Source organism: Paraburkholderia nodosa DSM 21604, assembly GCF_000519185.1.
Taxonomy (GTDB): domain Bacteria; phylum Pseudomonadota; class Gammaproteobacteria; order Burkholderiales; family Burkholderiaceae; genus Paraburkholderia; species Paraburkholderia nodosa.
On the sequence record NZ_JAFA01000004.1, the window covers coordinates 124104 to 141573 of the forward strand.

The 17470-nt window shown below is 67.9% G+C and carries 12 protein-coding genes; 6 read left to right on the forward strand and 6 right to left on the reverse strand.

What is annotated here, in order from left to right:
- The 4 genes from A3CW_RS0107030 (at window position 1) to A3CW_RS0107045 (ending at window position 4457) form a co-directional block, all read left to right on the forward strand.
- Window positions 1-495, forward strand: coding sequence for a CvpA family protein (locus A3CW_RS0107030; RefSeq protein WP_028202927.1), 495 nt, complete (start codon window positions 1-3; stop codon window positions 493-495).
- Window positions 496-620: 125 nt separating this feature from the next.
- The gene (purF, locus tag A3CW_RS0107035; protein ID WP_028202928.1) at window positions 621-2165 is read left to right on the forward strand and encodes an amidophosphoribosyltransferase; all 1545 of its coding nucleotides are present in this window, start codon (window positions 621-623) and stop codon (window positions 2163-2165) included.
- Window positions 2166-2304: 139 nt separating this feature from the next.
- Complete coding sequence (locus A3CW_RS0107040) at window positions 2305-3501, forward strand: O-succinylhomoserine sulfhydrylase (protein ID WP_028202929.1); 1197 nt, start codon at window positions 2305-2307, stop codon at window positions 3499-3501.
- 80 nt (window positions 3502-3581) lie between these two features.
- The gene (locus A3CW_RS0107045; protein WP_028202930.1) at window positions 3582-4457 is read left to right on the forward strand and encodes an MOSC domain-containing protein; all 876 of its coding nucleotides are present in this window, start codon (window positions 3582-3584) and stop codon (window positions 4455-4457) included.
- Window positions 4458-4472: 15 nt separating this feature from the next.
- Here A3CW_RS0107045 and A3CW_RS0107050 read toward each other — a convergent pair whose 3' ends face one another.
- Together A3CW_RS0107050 and A3CW_RS0107055 are read right to left on the reverse strand one after the other, a co-directional pair.
- Entirely contained in the window at window positions 4473-5276 is an 804-nt protein-coding gene (locus A3CW_RS0107050) for an AraC family transcriptional regulator (protein WP_028202931.1), read from the reverse strand.
- A gap of 54 nt (window positions 5277-5330) precedes the next feature.
- Complete coding sequence (locus A3CW_RS0107055; protein ID WP_028202932.1) at window positions 5331-5672, reverse strand: FKBP-type peptidyl-prolyl cis-trans isomerase; 342 nt, start codon at window positions 5670-5672, stop codon at window positions 5331-5333.
- A gap of 155 nt (window positions 5673-5827) precedes the next feature.
- Here A3CW_RS0107055 and A3CW_RS0107060 point away from each other — a divergent pair, with 155 nt between their 5' ends.
- Together A3CW_RS0107060 and A3CW_RS0107065 are read left to right on the forward strand one after the other, a co-directional pair.
- Window positions 5828-6592 carry a sensor histidine kinase gene (locus A3CW_RS0107060; RefSeq protein WP_051481286.1) on the forward strand — a complete coding sequence of 255 codons (765 nt, stop codon included), beginning with the start codon at window positions 5828-5830 and terminating at the stop codon, window positions 6590-6592.
- A gap of 127 nt (window positions 6593-6719) precedes the next feature.
- Entirely contained in the window at window positions 6720-8120 is a 1401-nt protein-coding gene (locus tag A3CW_RS0107065) for a hemolysin family protein (RefSeq protein WP_028202934.1), read from the forward strand.
- 18 nt (window positions 8121-8138) lie between these two features.
- Here A3CW_RS0107065 and treY read toward each other — a convergent pair whose 3' ends face one another.
- Genes treY through glgX form a run of 4 tightly spaced genes read right to left on the reverse strand, consistent with a single transcriptional unit; the run spans window position 8139 to window position 17429 of the window.
- Window positions 8139-11033 carry a malto-oligosyltrehalose synthase gene (treY, locus tag A3CW_RS0107070; protein ID WP_028202935.1) on the reverse strand — a complete coding sequence of 965 codons (2895 nt, stop codon included), beginning with the start codon at window positions 11031-11033 and terminating at the stop codon, window positions 8139-8141.
- Window positions 11030-13285, reverse strand: a complete 2256-nt coding sequence (gene malQ / locus A3CW_RS0107075; protein ID WP_028202936.1) for a 4-alpha-glucanotransferase — start codon at window positions 13283-13285, stop codon at window positions 11030-11032. The genes treY and malQ overlap by 4 nt, the downstream gene beginning before the upstream one ends.
- Window positions 13282-15183: a malto-oligosyltrehalose trehalohydrolase gene (treZ, locus tag A3CW_RS0107080; protein WP_028202937.1), complete on the reverse strand. Its 1902-nt coding sequence runs from the start codon at window positions 15181-15183 to the stop codon at window positions 13282-13284. The genes malQ and treZ overlap by 4 nt, the downstream gene beginning before the upstream one ends.
- A 26-nt stretch (window positions 15184-15209) precedes the next feature.
- The gene (glgX, locus tag A3CW_RS45520) at window positions 15210-17429 is read right to left on the reverse strand and encodes a glycogen debranching protein GlgX (protein WP_081771551.1); all 2220 of its coding nucleotides are present in this window, start codon (window positions 17427-17429) and stop codon (window positions 15210-15212) included.
- Window positions 17430-17470: the final 41 nt, after the last annotated feature.

The following is a 17470-nucleotide window of genomic DNA, read 5'->3' on the forward strand; positions in this document are numbered from 1 at the left end:
ATGTTGACCGCATTCGACTACGCTGTAATGGCGGTGATAGGCCTGTCGGCCCTGCGCGGCGCGTGGCGGGGCTTGATCGGCGAGATTTTTGGATTGATCGGCTGGATCGCGGCGTTGCTCGTGGCCTGCCGCTACGTGGACCGCGTGGTGCCCTGGATTCCGGCGAACTGGCCGGGTGGGGCGCTGACCCAGTGGCTGATCGCCTTCGCGCTGATCGTCATTGCCGTGGTGCTCGTGGCCGGCGTGGGCAACGCACTGATCGGCCGTCTGGTGCAGGTGAGCGGATTGTCCGGCGTGGACCGTTCGCTCGGGATGATGTTCGGCCTCGTGCGAGGCGTCGTGCTGGTGCTGATCCTCGTCGTCCTCGGCGGGCTGACCGAGCTGCCCCAGCAGGACTTCTGGCGCCACGCGCTGCTGCGGCCCTATGCCGTGCAGGGCGTGCTCGAACTGAAACCCCTGTTGCCCGAGGCGCTCGCGGCCTACGTACACGTCTGATCAGAAACTGGTCGGACGCGATACGAGGCGCAGCTTCCCGGCAACACTGCCCATTTGCGGCGCTCGACCGGTGTTGATGAAGCTGGGCGACCCGCTACCGATTTCGCTTTTTTGAAGGACCTGCCATGTGCGGCATCGTAGGCGTAGTTTCCCGCTCTCCCGTCAACCAGCTCCTCTATGACGCGCTGCTGCTGCTCCAGCACCGCGGTCAGGACGCGGCCGGCATTGCCACCGCGAACGGCAGCACGTTCCACATGCACAAGGCCAATGGCATGGTGCGCGACGTGTTCCGCACGCGCAACATGCGCAGCCTCCCCGGCACCGCCGGCATCGGCCAGGTGCGCTACCCGACGGCCGGCTCGGCGTCGAGCGAAGAAGAGGCCCAGCCGTTCTACGTGAACGCGCCGTTCGGCATCGTGCTCTCTCACAATGGCAATCTCACCAACTGGCAACAGCTCAAGGAAGAGATGTTCCGCGTGGACCGGCGCCACGTGAACACCAATTCCGACACGGAAGTGCTGCTCAACGTGCTCGCGCACGAAGTGCAGCTCGCCACGTCGGGTCTCGAACTCGATCCGGCGACGCTCTTCAAGGCGGTTTCGGGCGTGCACCGCCGCCTGCGCGGCTCGTACGCGATCGTCTCGCTGATTGCCGGCCACGGCCTGCTCGCGTTCCGCGACCCGTTCGGCATTCGCCCGCTCTGCATCGGCAAGATGGAAACGCCGGAAGGCACCGAGTGGATGCTCGCATCGGAATCGGTGGCGCTCGAAGGTATCGGTTTCGAGTTTGTGCGCGACGTGAAGCCGGGCGAGGCGGTGTTCATCGACTTCGAAGGCAACTTCCATTCGCAGCAGTGCGCGCAGGCGCCGAGCCTGAACCCCTGCATCTTCGAACTCGTGTATCTCGCGCGTCCGGACTCGGTGCTCGACGGCGTGCCCGTGTACAACGCGCGTCTGCGCATGGGCGACTATCTCGCCGAGAAGATCAAGCGCGAGCTGCCCGACGTGAAAATCGACGTGGTCATGCCGATTCCCGATTCGTCGCGCCCCGCGGCCATGCAGGTCGCGAACAAGCTCGGCGTGGAGTATCGCGAAGGCTTCTTCAAGAACCGCTACGTGGGCCGCACCTTCATCATGCCGGGCCAGGCCATGCGCAAGAAGTCGGTGCGCCAGAAGCTCAACGCCATGGGCATCGAGTTCAAGGGCAAGAACGTGCTGATCATCGACGACTCGATCGTGCGCGGCACCACCTCGCAGGAAATCGTGCAGATGGCGCGCGACGCCGGCGCGACCAAGGTGATCTTCGCTTCGGCGGCGCCGCCCGTGAAGTACCCGAACGTCTACGGCATCGACATGCCCACGCGCGGCGAACTGGTCGCGCACGGCCGCACCGACGACGAAGTGGCGCGCATCATCGGCGCGGATTACCTCGTGTATCAGGACGTGGAATCGCTCAAGCAGGCAGTGCGTGACATCAATCCGGAGTTGAAGGGCTTCGAGGCTTCGTGCTTCGACGGCGACTACATCACCGGCGACATCACGAGCACGTACCTCGACAACATCGAGACGGCGCGCCTCGCGCCCCAGGCGCAGTCGGACCGCGACGCCGCAAGCGACGCGATGGACGGCGGCTCCCGCTCGCAGTTGCACCTGCAGCTCTCGGTGGAGTGATCCCTTCGGCAAACGCGAGCGTGAGGCTCGCGTTCCCGCCGATTCCGAAGCCCGCTTTCTGCCGACGCAAAAGCGGGCTTTTTTGCGCCTGCACGTGCAGGATTGAAGCCTGATTGTTCAGCACACGGAGAACACGAACATGGACGACACCTTCAACTTCGACACGCTGGCCGTTCGCTCGGGTACGCTGCGCAGCGAGTTCAACGAACATTCGGAAGCGCTCTACCTCACGTCGAGCTTTTGTTTCGGCAGCGCCGCCGAAGCCGCCGAGCGCTTCAGGAATTCCGAGACCGCCTATACATACGCACGTTTCTCGAATCCGACCGTCACCATGTTCCAGGAGCGCCTCGCCACGCTCGAAGGCGGCGAGGCGTGCATCGCCACGGCTTCGGGCATGGCCGCGATCATGTCGGTGGTGATGGCCGCGCTGCAGGCGGGCGACCATATCGTCAGCTCGCAGAGCATTTTCGGCTCGACGCTCGCGATGTTTTCGCAGATCTTCAGCAAGTTCGGCATCACGACCACCTTCGTCGATCCGACCGATCTCGATGCATGGAAGAACGCCGTGCGCCCCGAAACGAAGATGTTTTTCCTCGAAACGCCGTCGAACCCGCTCACCGAAGTGGCCGACATCGAAGCCGTGGGCAAGATCGCCCGGGCGGCGGGCGCGCTCTTCGTGGTCGACAACTGCTTCTGCAGCCCGGCGCTCCAGCAACCGCTCAAATTCGGCGCGGACGTGGTGATGCATTCGGCCACCAAGTTTCTCGACGGTCAGGGCCGTGTGCTGGGCGGTGCGCTCGTGGGCTCGAAGGCGTTCATCATGGAGAAGGTGTTTCCGTTCGTGCGCACCGCGGGCCCGACGCTTTCCGCGTTCAACGCGTGGGTGCTGCTCAAGGGCATGGAAACGCTCTCGCTGCGTGTGGAAAAGCAGTCCGGCAATGCGCTCGAAATCGCGCGCTGGCTGGAGACGCATCCGGCCATCAAACGCGTTTTCTATCCGGGCCTCGAGTCGCATCCGCAGCATGCGCTTGCCATGCGGCAGCAGAAGCTGGGCGGCGCAATTGTCTCGTTCGAAGTGAAGGGCGACACGCCGGAGCAGCAGCGCGCGAATGCCTGGCGCGTGATCGACGGCACGAAGATCTGTTCGATCACCGGCAATCTCGGCGATACGCGCACGACCATCACGCACCCGGCGACGACGACGCACGGCCGTATCACGCCTGAAGCGCGCGCGGCGGCCGGCATCACCGAAGGGCTGATCCGCCTGGCCGTCGGCCTCGAAAACGCGCAGGACGTGCGCAACGATCTCGCGCGCGGGCTCGATGCGGCGCAGTAAGCTGTTTTCAGCAGTGGTTGTATGATCGTGGGTCGGGCGCTGCCCGGCCCATTTCCTTTTTCCTTTCCCGTGAGTTCGCCATGCCCGTTGTTCGTGCGCTGTTCGTTTATCCCGTGAAGTCATGCGGCGCGATCGCGCTCGACGATGCGCAGCTCGGCCTGAAGGGCATCGAGTGGGACCGCCACTGGATGGTCGCCGACGAGAACGGCCGGCTCGTCACACAGCGCCAGTACGCCGCCATGGCGCGCATCGTGCCCGCGTTCGTCGAAGACGGCGTGCGCCTCAGCATGGAAGGCATGAGCGAAGCACTCCATCTGCCGTTCGCGCCGCGCGGCGGCGAGGCGCGAGTGCCGGCCTCGGTCTGGGACGACGATTTCGAGGCGCTCGACGAAGGCGATCACGCGGCGCAGTGGTTCACGCAGGCGATTGGCGTGCCGGTGCGCCTGCTGCGCTTCGCGCACGACGTGACGCGTCTCGCGAGCAAAAAGTGGACGAATGGCGAAGACGCGCCCACGCAATTCGCCGACGGCTTTCCGATTCTCGTGACGAGCGAGGCGTCGCTCGCGGTACTCAACGAGCGCCTCGCGGCGAAGGGCGCGCCGCCCGTGCCGATGGCGCGCTTTCGTCCGAACATCGTCGTCGGCGACATTGACGACGCATTCGAGGAAGACTTCATCGACACGCTCGCCATCGAATCGGCTTCAGGCGGCGAAGAGATCGTGTTGCGCTTCGTGAAGCCCTGCGCGCGCTGCCCGATCACGACGATCGATCAGCTAACGGGCGAGCGCGACGCGCAATGGCCCACCGAGCCGCTCGACACGCTTGCCGTGTTTCGCGCCGATCCGCGCGTGGACGGCGGCCTCACGTTCGGCCAGAACGCGATGGTCGTGGCGGGAGCGGGCCAGCATGTGACGGTGGGCGCACGCGCCGCGTGGGAATACCGCTTCGACGAATGAGCCGCGCCTGCGCGCTCAGTGTGACGGCAGCGCGCGCCACTGGCCGGGCGCGAGCCCAAAGCGGCGCGTGAAAGCATGTGTGAACGCGCTCTGGTCGCCGAAGCCCACTTCGAGCGCGATGTCGGTGAGCGAGGTGCGCGGATCGGCGAGCAGCGTGAGCGCCGTGTCGAGCCGCAGCCGCTGCAAGTAGCGATGCGGCGTCTCGCCGAACGCTTCGATAAAAAGCTGATGAAAGCGCCGCATGCCGAAGCCGCAATGCGTGGCGAGATCGGCAATGCGCAGCGGCTGCGCGAGATGCGCGCGCAGCCACCGGTCGATGCGGGCGAAGTCCAGCCCGGCAGCCGCGCTGAATGGGGCGCTCGTTGCCACGCCGGTTTGTGCGATGAATGCCGCGCACAGGCGCGCCGAGGCGTCCCAGTGAAATCGGCGCGCGCGCAGGTCGGCGCTGTCGCGCGGCGGCGTGGCCGCGGCGGCGCGCTGCGCGATCTGGCTCACGAGCTGCGTGAGCGCAGGGTCGAGGCGCACGGCGCGCGCGGTGTCGAAAAGCCGTTCGGGCACCGCGAGCGTTGCCGCGGGCAGGTCGAGCACGAGCTGGCAGTTATCGCCGATACCCATGTAGTCGTGCCGCGCGCCCGCCGGAATGAGCCACGCGGAACAACTGTCGATGCGCTCGCCCCGGCCGTTCACGGTCATCTCCATCTCGCCGTCGAGACCGAGCACGATCTGGTGAAAATCGTGCAGATCGGTTTCCTCGATCGCGCCATAGCGGCGCAGTTCGACGCCGGGCGCGGTGACGGGAGCGTGGTGATGCGGATTCATGTTGACCGGTTGCGGTTGCAAATCAGGCGAGCGCCGTGAAGCGTCAAGCGGGCATCAGACGTCGAGCAGCTCGACTTCGAACACGAGCGTCGCGTTCGGCGGAATCACGCCGCCCGCGCCACGCACGCCGTAGCCCAGTTGCGGCGGAATCGTCAGCTTGCGCACGCCGCCCACCTTCATGCCCTGCACGCCTTCGTCCCAGCCCTTGATGACCATGCCGCCGCCCAGCACGAAGGCGAACGGATCGTTGCGGTCCTTGCTCGAATCGAACTTCTGGCCGTCCGTCAGCCAGCCGGTGTAGTGCACGCTGACGGTCTGGCCGGCCTTGGCTTCGGCGCCGGTGCCTTCGGTCAGGTCTTCGTACTTGAGGCCGGATTCGGTGGTCACGATAGACATGGAAAAACTCCTGATTCGGATAGGTTGAACCCGTTATTGTAGGCGCTTTGCAGGGCCGGGCGGGCAGCGGCTAGTCAGGCACGCCGGTTGCTCGCTACCCGCTGCCTATAATGGGGGACCGCTCGCCCGGCTTGTGGCGAAATACGAGGAATCAGATGGTGTCGACTTCGCAAAACCGTACCGAGCGCACGGCCCGCCTGTGCGCCGAGGCAGCGCTGTTCATGCGCGACCACGTGCTTTCGCGCGTCTCGCATGATCTGCGCAGCCCGCTCAACGCAATCCATAGCTGGGCTTACGTGCTCGAGCGCAAGATCGACAACGCCGACGCCACCGCGCAACGTGCGCTGGGCGGCATTCGCACGGGCGTGGAGCAGCAGGTTCAACTGCTGGAAACGCTCGTCGATACCACGCGCGCCGAAACGCGCAAGCTGCGTGTCGAGCGCGCGCCATTCGCCGTCGCGGCGCTGATCGGCGAGGCCGTGAATGACGCCCACGTCGCGCTCGGCGATGCGCGCGGCGTGTCGTTCGCGGTGCAGGACGCGACAGGCGCGGCGACGCTCGACGGCGACCGCGAACGCATTGCGCAGGCGCTGTGGCTGATGCTGGTGTTCGCGGTGGAAACGAGTGCTCAGGGAGCCAGCGTGACGCTCGCGGCGAGCGCGAGCGCCACTGCCGCTCAACTGGAAGTGCGATGGCGCGCCACGCGTGCGGTGCTTACCGACGACGCGCTGGCGCACGTGCTGGAACCGTTCGCGCGCGCCCAGGCGAGCGAGCAGCAGGAAGCGGGGCGCTACGCCTGGGTGCTGGCGCTGTGCCAGCGCGTGGCCGAGGCGCATGGCGGACGCTTCGAGGCGCCGGCTCTCGTGGGCGAGGGCGAGGCGATGGTGCTTGCGCTGAATGTGCCGCTGAATGGCGTGTGAGCGGGGATCGAGCCGGGTCGCGCACGAACGACCGCCGCGTGCGCGGCGGGTCGCATTGAGCCCGCCCGCACCTTTCACTCACCTTGCACCCTTATACTGAGCGCTTCGTCTCTCGGAGCCATGTGTCTTGATCCAGCTTCTCGCCCTCATCGGGGCGTTCCTGCTCGTTGCCCTCAACGGTTTCTTCGTCGCGGCCGAGTTCGGCCTCGTCAAGCTGCGCGCCACGCGCGTGCAGGGCCTCGCGCAGCAGCACGGCCTGCGCGGCCGCCTGCTCGCCAAGGTTCACGGCCAGCTCGATGCCTATCTTTCCGCGTGCCAGCTCGGCATCACGCTCGCTTCGCTCGGCCTCGGCTGGATTGGCGAGCCGGCTTTCGCACAGTTGCTCGCGCCGGTGTTCGAATTGCTAGGCGTGCAATCGGCGAATCTCGTGCACGCCATCTCGCTGGTGTTCGCGTTCACGGTCATTTCGTTCCTGCACATCGTGGTGGGCGAACTGGCGCCGAAGTCGCTCGCCATCCGCCAGGCCGAGAAGATTTCGCTGTGGACGGCCATGCCGCTCTACGGCTTCTACTGGACCATGTATCCCGCGATCTGGGTGCTCAATTCGAGTGCGAACGCGGTGCTGCGTCTCGCGGGCCTTTCGTCGGGGCACGGCCACGACACGCACTATTCGACCGACGAACTCAAGCTGATCCTGCGCAGCCGCCGCGCCGCCGCCCAGGCCGAGGCGCATGACGCGACGCACGAGCCGCGCGGCGCAAAAGGCGGCGCGGTGCCGCTGCTCCCCGCGCCGGCCGCGAATGCCTATAGCGCCGACGAATGGAACACGCTCGCCCATTCGCTCGACTTCTCCCGCCTCACCATTTCCGACCTCATGCGGCCTACGCACGAGATGGTGGGCCTGCGCCGCGACCTGTCGCTGCGCGAGAACATGCAGATCGTGGCGCGCCACCGTTTCAGCCGCTACCCGCTGTTCGAGGACGCCGCGGGCGAGCGCGTGGCGGGCCTCATCCACCTGAAGGACCTGCTGCTTGCGCGCGAGGCGGGCAACGCGCTCAGCGACCTCGGCAAGTTCGTGCGCCCCGTGCAGTACGTGCGGCCCGACACGCCTGCGCTCGCACTGTTCCGCCGCTTTCGCAAGGGCGCGCCGCATTTCGCGCTGGTGGGGCACAAGAACGCGCGCCCGGTCGGCTTTCTCACGCTCGACAATCTGCTCGGCGCACTCGTGGGCCAGATTCACGACGAGTTTCACCAGGCCGACACCGACTGGACCCGCATGGACGACGGCACGCTGATGGGCCGCGGCAGCCTGCCTGTGGTGTCGCTGGAGCAGGCGCTCGGCATCGACATCGACGAAGGGCGCGCGGAGTCGGTGGGCGGTCTCGTGATTCACGCGCTCAACGATCTGCCCACCGAAGGGCAGCGCGTGGAGTTCGACCGCTTCGACATCGTCGTGAAGAAGATGAAGGGGCCGCGCATCGTGCTCGTGCGCGTGTATCCGAAAGATCTCGAGGACGAGGGCGGCTGAGCGCGCCTCGCGTGCCGCTCAGCCGCGCGCGAGTGTGGAGAGCACGGCTACGGGCATTGCGCCCAGGATGTCGCGCAGTGCGAACGTGCCGCCTTCGGGCACCGTGTGCGTGGCGTCGCTGAGCCAGTCGTGCAGCGTGGCTGGCGCGCATCCTTTCGGCAATTCGACGGCCGTATCTTCCCAGCGTTCGGGCGCGACGAGCGGGGTGTCGCCATCCAGCAACCCCGCCGCGAGGCGGGTGCCGATCACGACGGCCCACGCGTTGCCGTGATGGCGCGCGAACGCGATCACATGTGAGGCCTGCGCGCCGCTGACCGTGAGCGGCAGATAGTCGCCTTCGCGCAGCAGTTCGGGCGCGCGCGAGCGCAGCGCGAGCAGGCGGTGCACGGTGGCCAGCTTCACCTGCGCGTTGCGCCAGTCCTTCAGCTTCGCGGCGGGCGTTTGCTCATCGAGCGCGGCCGCGCGAGCGGCGTAATCGACGGGCCGCCGGTTATCCGGATCGACGAGGCTGAAGTCCCAGAGTTCGGTGCCCTGATAGAGATCGGGGACGCCCGGCGAGGTGAGCCGCAGCACCGTTTGCAGCAGCGAATTGAGCGCCCCTGCGGGCGCCACGCGCGCGACGAATTCGGCCAGCGCGTGCAGGAAGCCGTCGCGCCGTTGCGGTGCGAGGATATCGAAGAGAAATGCCTGGCACTCCGATTCATAGGTTTCGTCAGGCGAGAGCCAGTTCGTGCGCAGCTTCGCTTCGCGCAACGCTTTGAGCAGCCACGTCGAGACGCGCTCCGCGAGCGCGTGCACGCCCGCTTCGTCGCCGGGGTCCAGTTCGGGCGGCCAGCAGCCCACTAGCGTTTGATACAGCATCGCCTCGGCGGTCGGTCCGGGCGACCAGGCCGCGCCGGCCGCCCCTTCGTTGCGGCGATGCGTCTGGTTCAGCGTCGACCAGGCGCGCAGCGTGGCGCTCCAGTCGCCCGCAATCTCGCTCAATACGGCGAGCCGCGCGCGCACGTCCTCGCCGCGCTTGTGGTCGTGCGTGGCCGTGGCGAGCAGTCCATAAGGACGCCGCTGGCGCAGCCGGTTCGTCGCATGAAAGTCGTGCGGCGTGCGCGCGAAATCGTCGGGGTCTGCGCCCACTTCGTTACGCGAGAGCAGGCGGCCGTAGCGATAGAGCGCCGTGTCCTCCGTGGCCTTCGCCGCGAGCGGCGCGGTGAGCTGCGAGAACAGCGCGAGCGCCGTGCGTTGCGCGATGAGCGCGTGGCTGAGCGGCGTATTCGCCTGGTTGTTCGCTGCACTCGCGTTCGCGTTCGCGCCGGCAGGCGCGGCGCGTGGCGTCCTGGCGCCGCCGGTTGTGTTGCCACTGTTGCTGCTGCCGCTACTGGCGTTGGTCGCGGCCGGTTCGGGGGCGCGTCCGCCTAGCCAGCCGTCGACCAGGTCGAGCGCCGCGAGGCTCGCGCGCGGCAGCGCGCGTCGCGCGGCGTCGAGCGCAACGTCGAAATAGCGGTTGTCGAGCGTGCTGCGCAAGCCGTTCACCGGATAGATCCGGTAGATCGGGAAGGACATGGCCAGATGCGCGGCCACGCGATGCACCGACGCATAGGTGGTGTCGCGCGTGCCCGGGAGTTCGCGCGCGATGCGGTGCAGCGCGCGCGTCACATGGTCGAGTTCCGCGGGGAGATAGGCGGCCAGCATCTCGCGGCGCGCGTCGAGCGCGTAGGCCGCGAACGGCCGGTCGTCGCCGGCAATGGCGGCCCACGCCTCGGCGAGCGGCGCGGCGCCCGCGGGATCGTGCAGCAACGCGCCCACGTCGTTCATGAAGTCGTAGCCGGTCGTGCCTTGCACGGGCCAGTCGTCGCGCAGCGTTTCGCCTTGCGCGAGGATCTTCTCGACCACGATGAAGGGCGGCGTGGCGCGCAGCGCAGCGAGCCGCTGCCGCAGGCGTTCGCAGTACTCGCGCGGGTCCGCGAGCCCGTCGATATGGTCGATGCGCAGGCCGTCGATCACGCCGTCGGCGTAGAGGCGAAACACGAGCTTGTGCACGGCCTCGAACACGTCGTGACGTTCCACACGCACGCCGGCGAGCGCGGTGATGTCGAAGAAGCGCCGCCAGTTGATCTCGTCGGTGGCGGTGCGCCACCACGCGAGCCGGAAATGCTGGCGCTCCAGCAGGCGGTGCAGCCGCTCGCGCGGCACCGGGTCGCCGCTTGCATAGGATTCCAGAACGAAGTCGATGGGGTCCGTGCCGGCCCGTTCGACGAACGCGCGCAGCGCGTCGCGCCCCGCGGCGGCGCGCGCCTGATCGTCGGGCTGGGTCGTGATGCCCTGGAATGGCCCGGCGAGCGTGTTGAGATCGGCGCGGTTCGCGGACTGCAGGAGCGCCGCGTAATCGGTCGGGCAGATCGGGCATACGTGCGGCCCGTACTGCACGTAAAAGCGCGCGGCGGCGGGGTCGAACTTCAGCTCGATGCGGCCCGCGGCGAGTTCCTCGCCGTACTGTGCGCCGAGAAACGGCATCAGCACCTTGCCGCGCAGCGCGGGGTCGGGCGAGTGCCAGTCCACGTCGAAGTGGCGCGCGTACGCGCTGTGACGTCCCCATTCGAGGATGTCGAGCCACCAGGCGTTGTGGCCGCCGCCCACACCCATGTGATTCGGCACGAAGTCGGCGATGATGCCCATGCCGCGCTCGTGCACTTTCGCGGCGAAGCGGCGCAGCGCGCCTTCGCCGCCCAGCTCCGCGCTCACCGTGCCGTAGTCGACCGTGTCGTAGCCGTGCATCGATCCGGGCTGCGCGGTCGTGACGGGAGAAAGGTAGAGATGGCTCACGCCGAGCGCGGCGAAGTAGTCGAGCTGCGCGAGCGCGTCGACGAACGTGAAGCCGTGATGGAGCTGCAGGCGCAGCGTCGCGCGAGGGTGTGTCATGGCGTCGGCTTCTTTTCGGGCGCACGTGGCGCCGAGCTGGCGGTTGAGTTCGCGGTTGAGTTGGCGTCGTTCGCGCCTGCACCGGCGCTCGGGTCGGCCTGCGTGCGAGCGACAGCCTCGCGTGCGCGTACGACGGCTTCGACGCGCGCGGCGACGGCCGCATCGGCGAACAGCGTCTCGACGGGTAGCGGCAGGCGGCGGCGCCAGTTCGGATGCTCGTCGATCGAGCCGGGCAGATTCGGCTGCTCGGACAACGCTAGCAGGTCTTCGAGCGGGCAGGTGACGAGCGGGCTCCGCGTTGCCGCGACATAGGCGAGCGCGGCATTCACGGGCGGATCGTCGGCCGGCGGCGGATCGGTGTCGCGCGGCGCGAGCCCGCTGTGCTGCAACGCGTGCCAGAGCGCGACGCGATCCGTCGCGCGCCGCGCGTGGTCGAGAGCGACGGGGTCGAGCCCGTCGGCACGCGGGAGCGTCTGGCCGATGCGGTTGCGCCAGTCGATGTCCGCGCCGCTCCACCATCCCGCGACGGTCGGCAGGTCGTGCGTGGTGGTCGTCGCGACGCCGTGCGGGTCCCAGCGCGCGGGCGCGAGAAAACCCTTGCCGTCGTGCTCGAACCACAGCACGCGAATGCCGTAGAGGCCGTGCGCGGCGAGCCGTTCGCGCAGCCCTGGCGGGACGGTGCCGAGGTCTTCGCCAATCACGATCGCGCGATGCCGCCACGATTCGAGCGCGATGAGCCGCACGAGGTCGTCGAACGGATAGCGCAGATACGCGCCGTGGCGCGCGCTTTCGCCTTCGGGCACGAGCCAGAGCCTGCGCAGCCCGAGGATATGGTCGATGCGCACGCCGCCCGCATGGGCGAAGGCCGCGCGCAGCATGTCGATGAACGCGCGAAAGCCGTTGTTGTGCATGGCTCGCGGCGAGAACGTCGTGAGACCCCAGCTTTGCCCGGCCTGGTTGAAGATGTCGGGCGGCGCGCCGACCGAAACGCGTTGCAGCATGTCCTGCGGCAGCGACCACGCGTGCGAGCCGGCGCCGTCGCAGCCCACGGCAAGGTCGGCAACTAGGCCGATCGCCATGCCGGCCTCGCGCGCGCTGCGCTGCGCGCCCGAGAGCCCTTGCGCCGCGAGCCATTGCAGGAAGCAGTGAAAGTCGACTTCGCGACGGTGCTCCTGCGCGAACGTCGCCACGTCGGCGCTGCGCGGGTCGCGCAGCGGCTCGGGCCAGTCGCGCCAGTGGCGCTCGCCACCGGGGCCGCGCAGCATGGCTTCCTGCAGCGCCTCGAAACGCGCGTGGTCTTCGAGCGCCTCGCCGCCCTGTGCGCGGAATGCGTCGAAGGCGGCGGCATGCGGCGAGCCGCTCGCGCGCTCTTCGGTGTCGAAGCGCTCGAACAGCGCGCGCAGCACCTTGAGCTTGAGCGGCAACGCACGCTGCCAGTCCACGAGCGGCGCGGCTTCGAGTTCGCGCCAGGCGTCGAGCGCGTTCGCGGCCGCGCTCGCGTCGTGCGCGGCCTTGGCGCCGAATACCGCGGCGGGGTCGATATGTGCGACGTTGACCCACAGGCGCGATGAAGGCGAATAGGGGCTGAAGTGGCCCGGCTCGGCGCTGAACATCGCATGGGTCGGGCTGACCGCGAGCGCCTGTGCACCGCGCCGCGCGCTTTCCGCTGCCAGTGCGGCGAGCGCGGTGTAGTCGCCGATACCGCCGTCGCCATTGCGTCGGAGTCCATACAATTGTGCGGCGAGGCCCCACAGCGGCGGCACCGCGCCGCTGTCGCCGTGACGGGCGCGCCAGGCGTCGGCGACGGTATGGCAGTGCGGCGGCGCGACCGCAATCGTCAAGCGATGGTCGTTGACGGTGAGCGTGTGGTAGCCCGGCTCCGCAAGCGGCGCGAGCAGTGCGCTCTCGCCGCGCGGCGAGGTGAAGCGGCCTTCGATATGCTCGCCGCTTTCGAGGTCGATGCGATAGTGGCTGCCCGCGCGTACGGCCGAAGGCGGCAGTTCGATCGCGCTGTCGTATTCGGTGGTGATGAGCGGCGGCAGTCGCCGCGCCGACTGTTCCGCATTGAGCGCGGAGGTGCTCTGGCGGATTTGCGCGGCGTTGGCGCAAGGCAGGCTCGCGCATTCCAGCAGGGCGGCGAGCGTGCTGTCGGGCACGCGCTGCACGGCGCCGTGCGCGTCGGTCCATTCGACCTCGAAGCCCGCGCGGGCGGCCAGGGTCGCGAGCGTTTCGCTGCGGCGCGCCATGCTCATGCGTTGGGCTCCTCGCGATGCACGACGCGCGCGTCGTGTTCGCTCGAATACTCGGGTACGTTGCCGGTGAGCCATGCAATGCACGCGCTCTCGGGCAGCACGCCATTGTCGGCATGGTCGCGCGCACGCGGCGGCGTTTCGAAGATCACCATGCCCTCGGGCCGTGGATCGAGCGGCACGCCGTCGCGGCCCAGGTTCAGCGCGATCGTAAGCGTTTCGCCATCGTCGAGGCGCCAGCGCGCGACGAGCGCGGCGAGGCCGTTCGCGGCGTCGTCGGCGAGCACCGTCGCGCCGAGCGCACGTGCGTGGCGCAGGCGCGGCATCAGCAAATGCGCACGCACGCATAGCGCCGATTTGTAGAAGTGCATCCATTCGAGCCGTTCGCCGTCGAGCGGCGCGTCGGCCAGCGGCGACGAATTCAGGAAGGTCTGCAGATCGTTCGGATCGGGAATGCGCGCGCGGCTAGCCTCGTCATTGAACGCGGTGAATGCCTTGAATTCGCGGCGGCGGCCTTCGCGTACCGCATCGGCGAGCTGACCGGTGAAGGCGGTGAAGAACTGGAACGGCTGCGTCGAGCCGTATTCCTCTTCCATGAAGAGCAGCGGAATTTGCGGCGATAGCAGCAGCATTGCCGTGGCCGCGCGCAGGGCGTCGTCGTCGGCCAGCGTGCGCAGCCGGTCGCCGAGCGCGCGGTTGCCGATCTGGTCGTGGTTCTGCAAGAACATCACGAACGCGGTGGGCGGCAGGTGCGCGCTCGGTTCGCCGCGCGGCTCGCCCGCATGCACGGGCGACGGGTCGCCCTGGTACACGAAGCCTTCGCCGAGCACGCGCGCGAGTTTGCCGATGGGGGAGTCCGTGAAGGCGCGATAGTAGCCTTCCGATTCGCCGGTCAGTAGCACGTGAAAGCAGTGATGCGCGTCGTCGTTCCATTGCGCGCTGAAGTGCGATTCGAGCAGATTGGCTTCGTTGTGCTCGTTTTCGAGTACGAGGTGCACATGGCGGCCGGGCTCGACGCGCGCCTTCACGTGGTCGGCCAGTTCGCGCAGCCAGTCGATGTTGCCGATCGCGTGCGCAGCGTCGATGCGCAGACCGTCGAAGCGATATTCCGTGAGCCAGTAGAGCGCGTTGTCGCAGTAGAAGTCGCGCACTTCGAAGCGGTCGAAGTCGAGCGCTTCGCCCCACGGTGTCTTCACGTCCTGGCGGAAAAACGGCTTGGCATAGTGGCCGAGCCAGTTCCCGTCGGGGCCGAAATGGTTGTACACGACGTCGATGAACATCTGCAGCCCCAGCCCATGCGCGGCATCGACCAGCGCCTTCAGTTCTTCAGGACTGCCATAGGCCGCGTGCGGCGCGTAAGGCAGCACGACGTCGTAGCCCCAGCCGCGCTCGCCCGGATAGTCGTTGAGCGGCATGAGTTCGACGGCCGTCACGCCAAGCGCTGCCAGCGCGGGCAGTCGTTTCATTACACCCTGATATCCGCCCAGCGCGCCCACGTGCAGCTCGTAGATCACGGTCTCTTCCCAGGGGCGCCCTTGCCAGTGCGCATGCTGCCAGGCGTACGCGCGCGGGTCGAGCACTTCGCTCGGTCCGTGTACGCCCTGCGGCTGGAAGCGCGATGCGGGGTCGGGTACGCGTTGCTGGCCGTCGATGCAGTAGCGGTATAGCGTGCCCGGCCCGCACGGCGCCTGCGCTTCGAACCAGCCGTTGCCGCTCGGCGTCATGTCGAGCGGCGGTGCGTCTCTCACGTTCTCGAACACGACCTGCACCGTTTGACACGACGGCGCCCAGAAGCGAAAGCGCGTATGCGGCTGCGCGTGCGCCGCGCCGATCAACTGCGCGCCGAACGGCAGGCAATGCATGTACTGGCGGGTGTGCGGATCGTGCGAAAGCGGGGACATGGTGGATTCCTGGTTGCGTCCTGTTCCTATCCAGCGGCGGCTTCGTCCGGGCCCGCGGGGGCGACCGACCCGGACGCGCCCGGCGTGCGGCGCGGGTCCGGCGTGGGCGCGTCGCCGCGCGTGCCCGCTGGCCGGTGCGTGTCGGCTCGCGCCGGACGGGCGCGGAGCACGGCGAGCGCGCGCGCAGCCAGCTCGTACGTCGTGTCGGGCAGCGCGTAGGGCGCCGCGTCGGGACGCGCGGTATCGAGCAGCACCTCCCATGCCATGCGCGGCGCGGGCGCGACGAACGTCACCGCGCCCTGCGAGGCGTTCAGCATCATCAACAATACTTCCATTTGGCCGTGGAGTCCCGCTCCCGCGCGCCGCATGGTGAACGCGCTCGCTTCCGGGTCGTGCCAGGCCTCGGGCGAGAGCGACTCGCCGCGTTCGTCGAACCAGTCGATGTCGTGCACGCCGGGCATCAGTTCGCGCTCGCCGAACAGAAAGCGCGTTTCGTGCAGCAGCGGATGCTCGCGGCGCAGCGCGATCACGCGCGCGGCGAAACGCGTCATGGCCTTGCCCTGGGGCGTGTCGGCGAGCGCCCAGTCGAACCACGAAATGTCGTTGTCCTGGCAGTACGCGTTGTTGTTGCCGCGTTGCGTGCGGCAGGCCTCGTCGCCCGCGAGCAGCATGGGCGTGCCGAGCGCGATGAGGAGCGTGGCCATCATCGAGCGGGCCACGCGCGCACGCGTGGCGAGGATGGCGGGGTCGTCGGTCGGGCCTTCCACGCCCCAGTTCGCGCTCCAGTTTTCATTGTGACCGTCGCGGTTCTCTTCGCCGTTGGCCTCGTTATGCTTGCGCTCGTACGAAACGAGGTCGGCGAGCGTGAAGCCGTCGTGCGAGGTGACGAAATTGATCGACGCCCAGGGCCGGCGCTTGCGTTTGTCGAACAGGTCCGCGCTGCCGGTCAGGCGCGCCGCGAGGTCGGCGCGCTGGCCCGGCGCGCCGCGCCAGTAGCGCCGCACGCTGTCGCGAAACCGATCGTTCCATTCGGAAAAGCCGGGCGGGTGATTGCCGAGCTGATAACCGCCCGGGCCCACGTCCCACGGCTCGGAAATCAGCTTGCACTGCGAAAGCACCGGGTCCTGGCGCAGCACGTCGAAGAAGCCGCCGTTCGGGTCGAAGCCCGCGGGCTCGCGCCCGAGTGTCACGCCGAGGTCGAAGCGAAAGCCGTCGATGCCATATGACGTGGTCCAGTGGCGCAGCGAGTCGGCGACCATCTGCAGCACGCGCGGATGCGAGAGGTCGAGTGTGTTGCCGCAGCCCGTGTCGTTGATGAAGTGGCGCTCGTCGCCAGGCACGCAGCGGTAATAGCTGGCGTTGTCGAGGCCGCGCCACGAGACGGTAGGCCCCATTTCGCCGCCTTCGCAGGTGTGGTTGTAGACCACGTCGAGAAAGACTTCGATACCCGCCGCATGAAGCTGCCGCACGGCGATGCGCATTTCGTCGGTGTCGTAGCCCACCAGGTAGCTGGGCTCGGGCGCGAAGAACGCGGCCGCGTTGTAGCCCCAGTAGTTGCGCAGCCCGCGATCGATCAGAAAGCGCTCGGAGAGAAACGCGTGGACTGGCAGGATCTCGATGGCCGTCACGCCGAGCTTGTGCAGGTGCTCGATGAAACGCGGCGCGGCTAGCCCGGCGAAGGTGCCCCGCATGTGCGTGCGCAAATCGTGACGCTGCATCGAAAGACCGCGCAGATGCGCTTCGTAAATCACAGTGTCGCCCCACGGCGTATTGGGCCGCCGGTCGCGCGACCAGTCGAAGTTGTCGTTCACGACCACGCACTTGGGCATGGCCGGTGCCGAGTCGCGCCGATCGATCGAGAGGTCCACGCGGTTCGAATGCGCGCGGTAGCCATAGAGCGTGTCCGACCAGCGGAACTGGCCGATGAGCTGCTTCGCGTAGGGGTCCAGCAGCAGCTTGTGCGGATTGAAGCGGTGCCCCAGATGCGGCTGATAGGGCCCATGCGCGCGCAGGCCGTAGACGGTGCCGGGATGCGCGCCCGGCAGATAGCCGTGCCACACCTCGTCGGTGCATTCGGGCAAGGTGTAGCGAATGCGTTCCTTGCGGCCGGTGGGGTCGAAGAGGCACAGCTCGATGCGCCATGCGTGGGCGGAGAACACGGCGAAGTTGGTGCCGAGTCCGTCCCACGTCGCCCCGAGCGGCCAGGGGGAGCCGGGCAGCAGGCGCTCAGGCGGACCGTTTGCCATGACGATGCTCCATGTGTTGTTCTTCGTTTTGCATCGGGTTC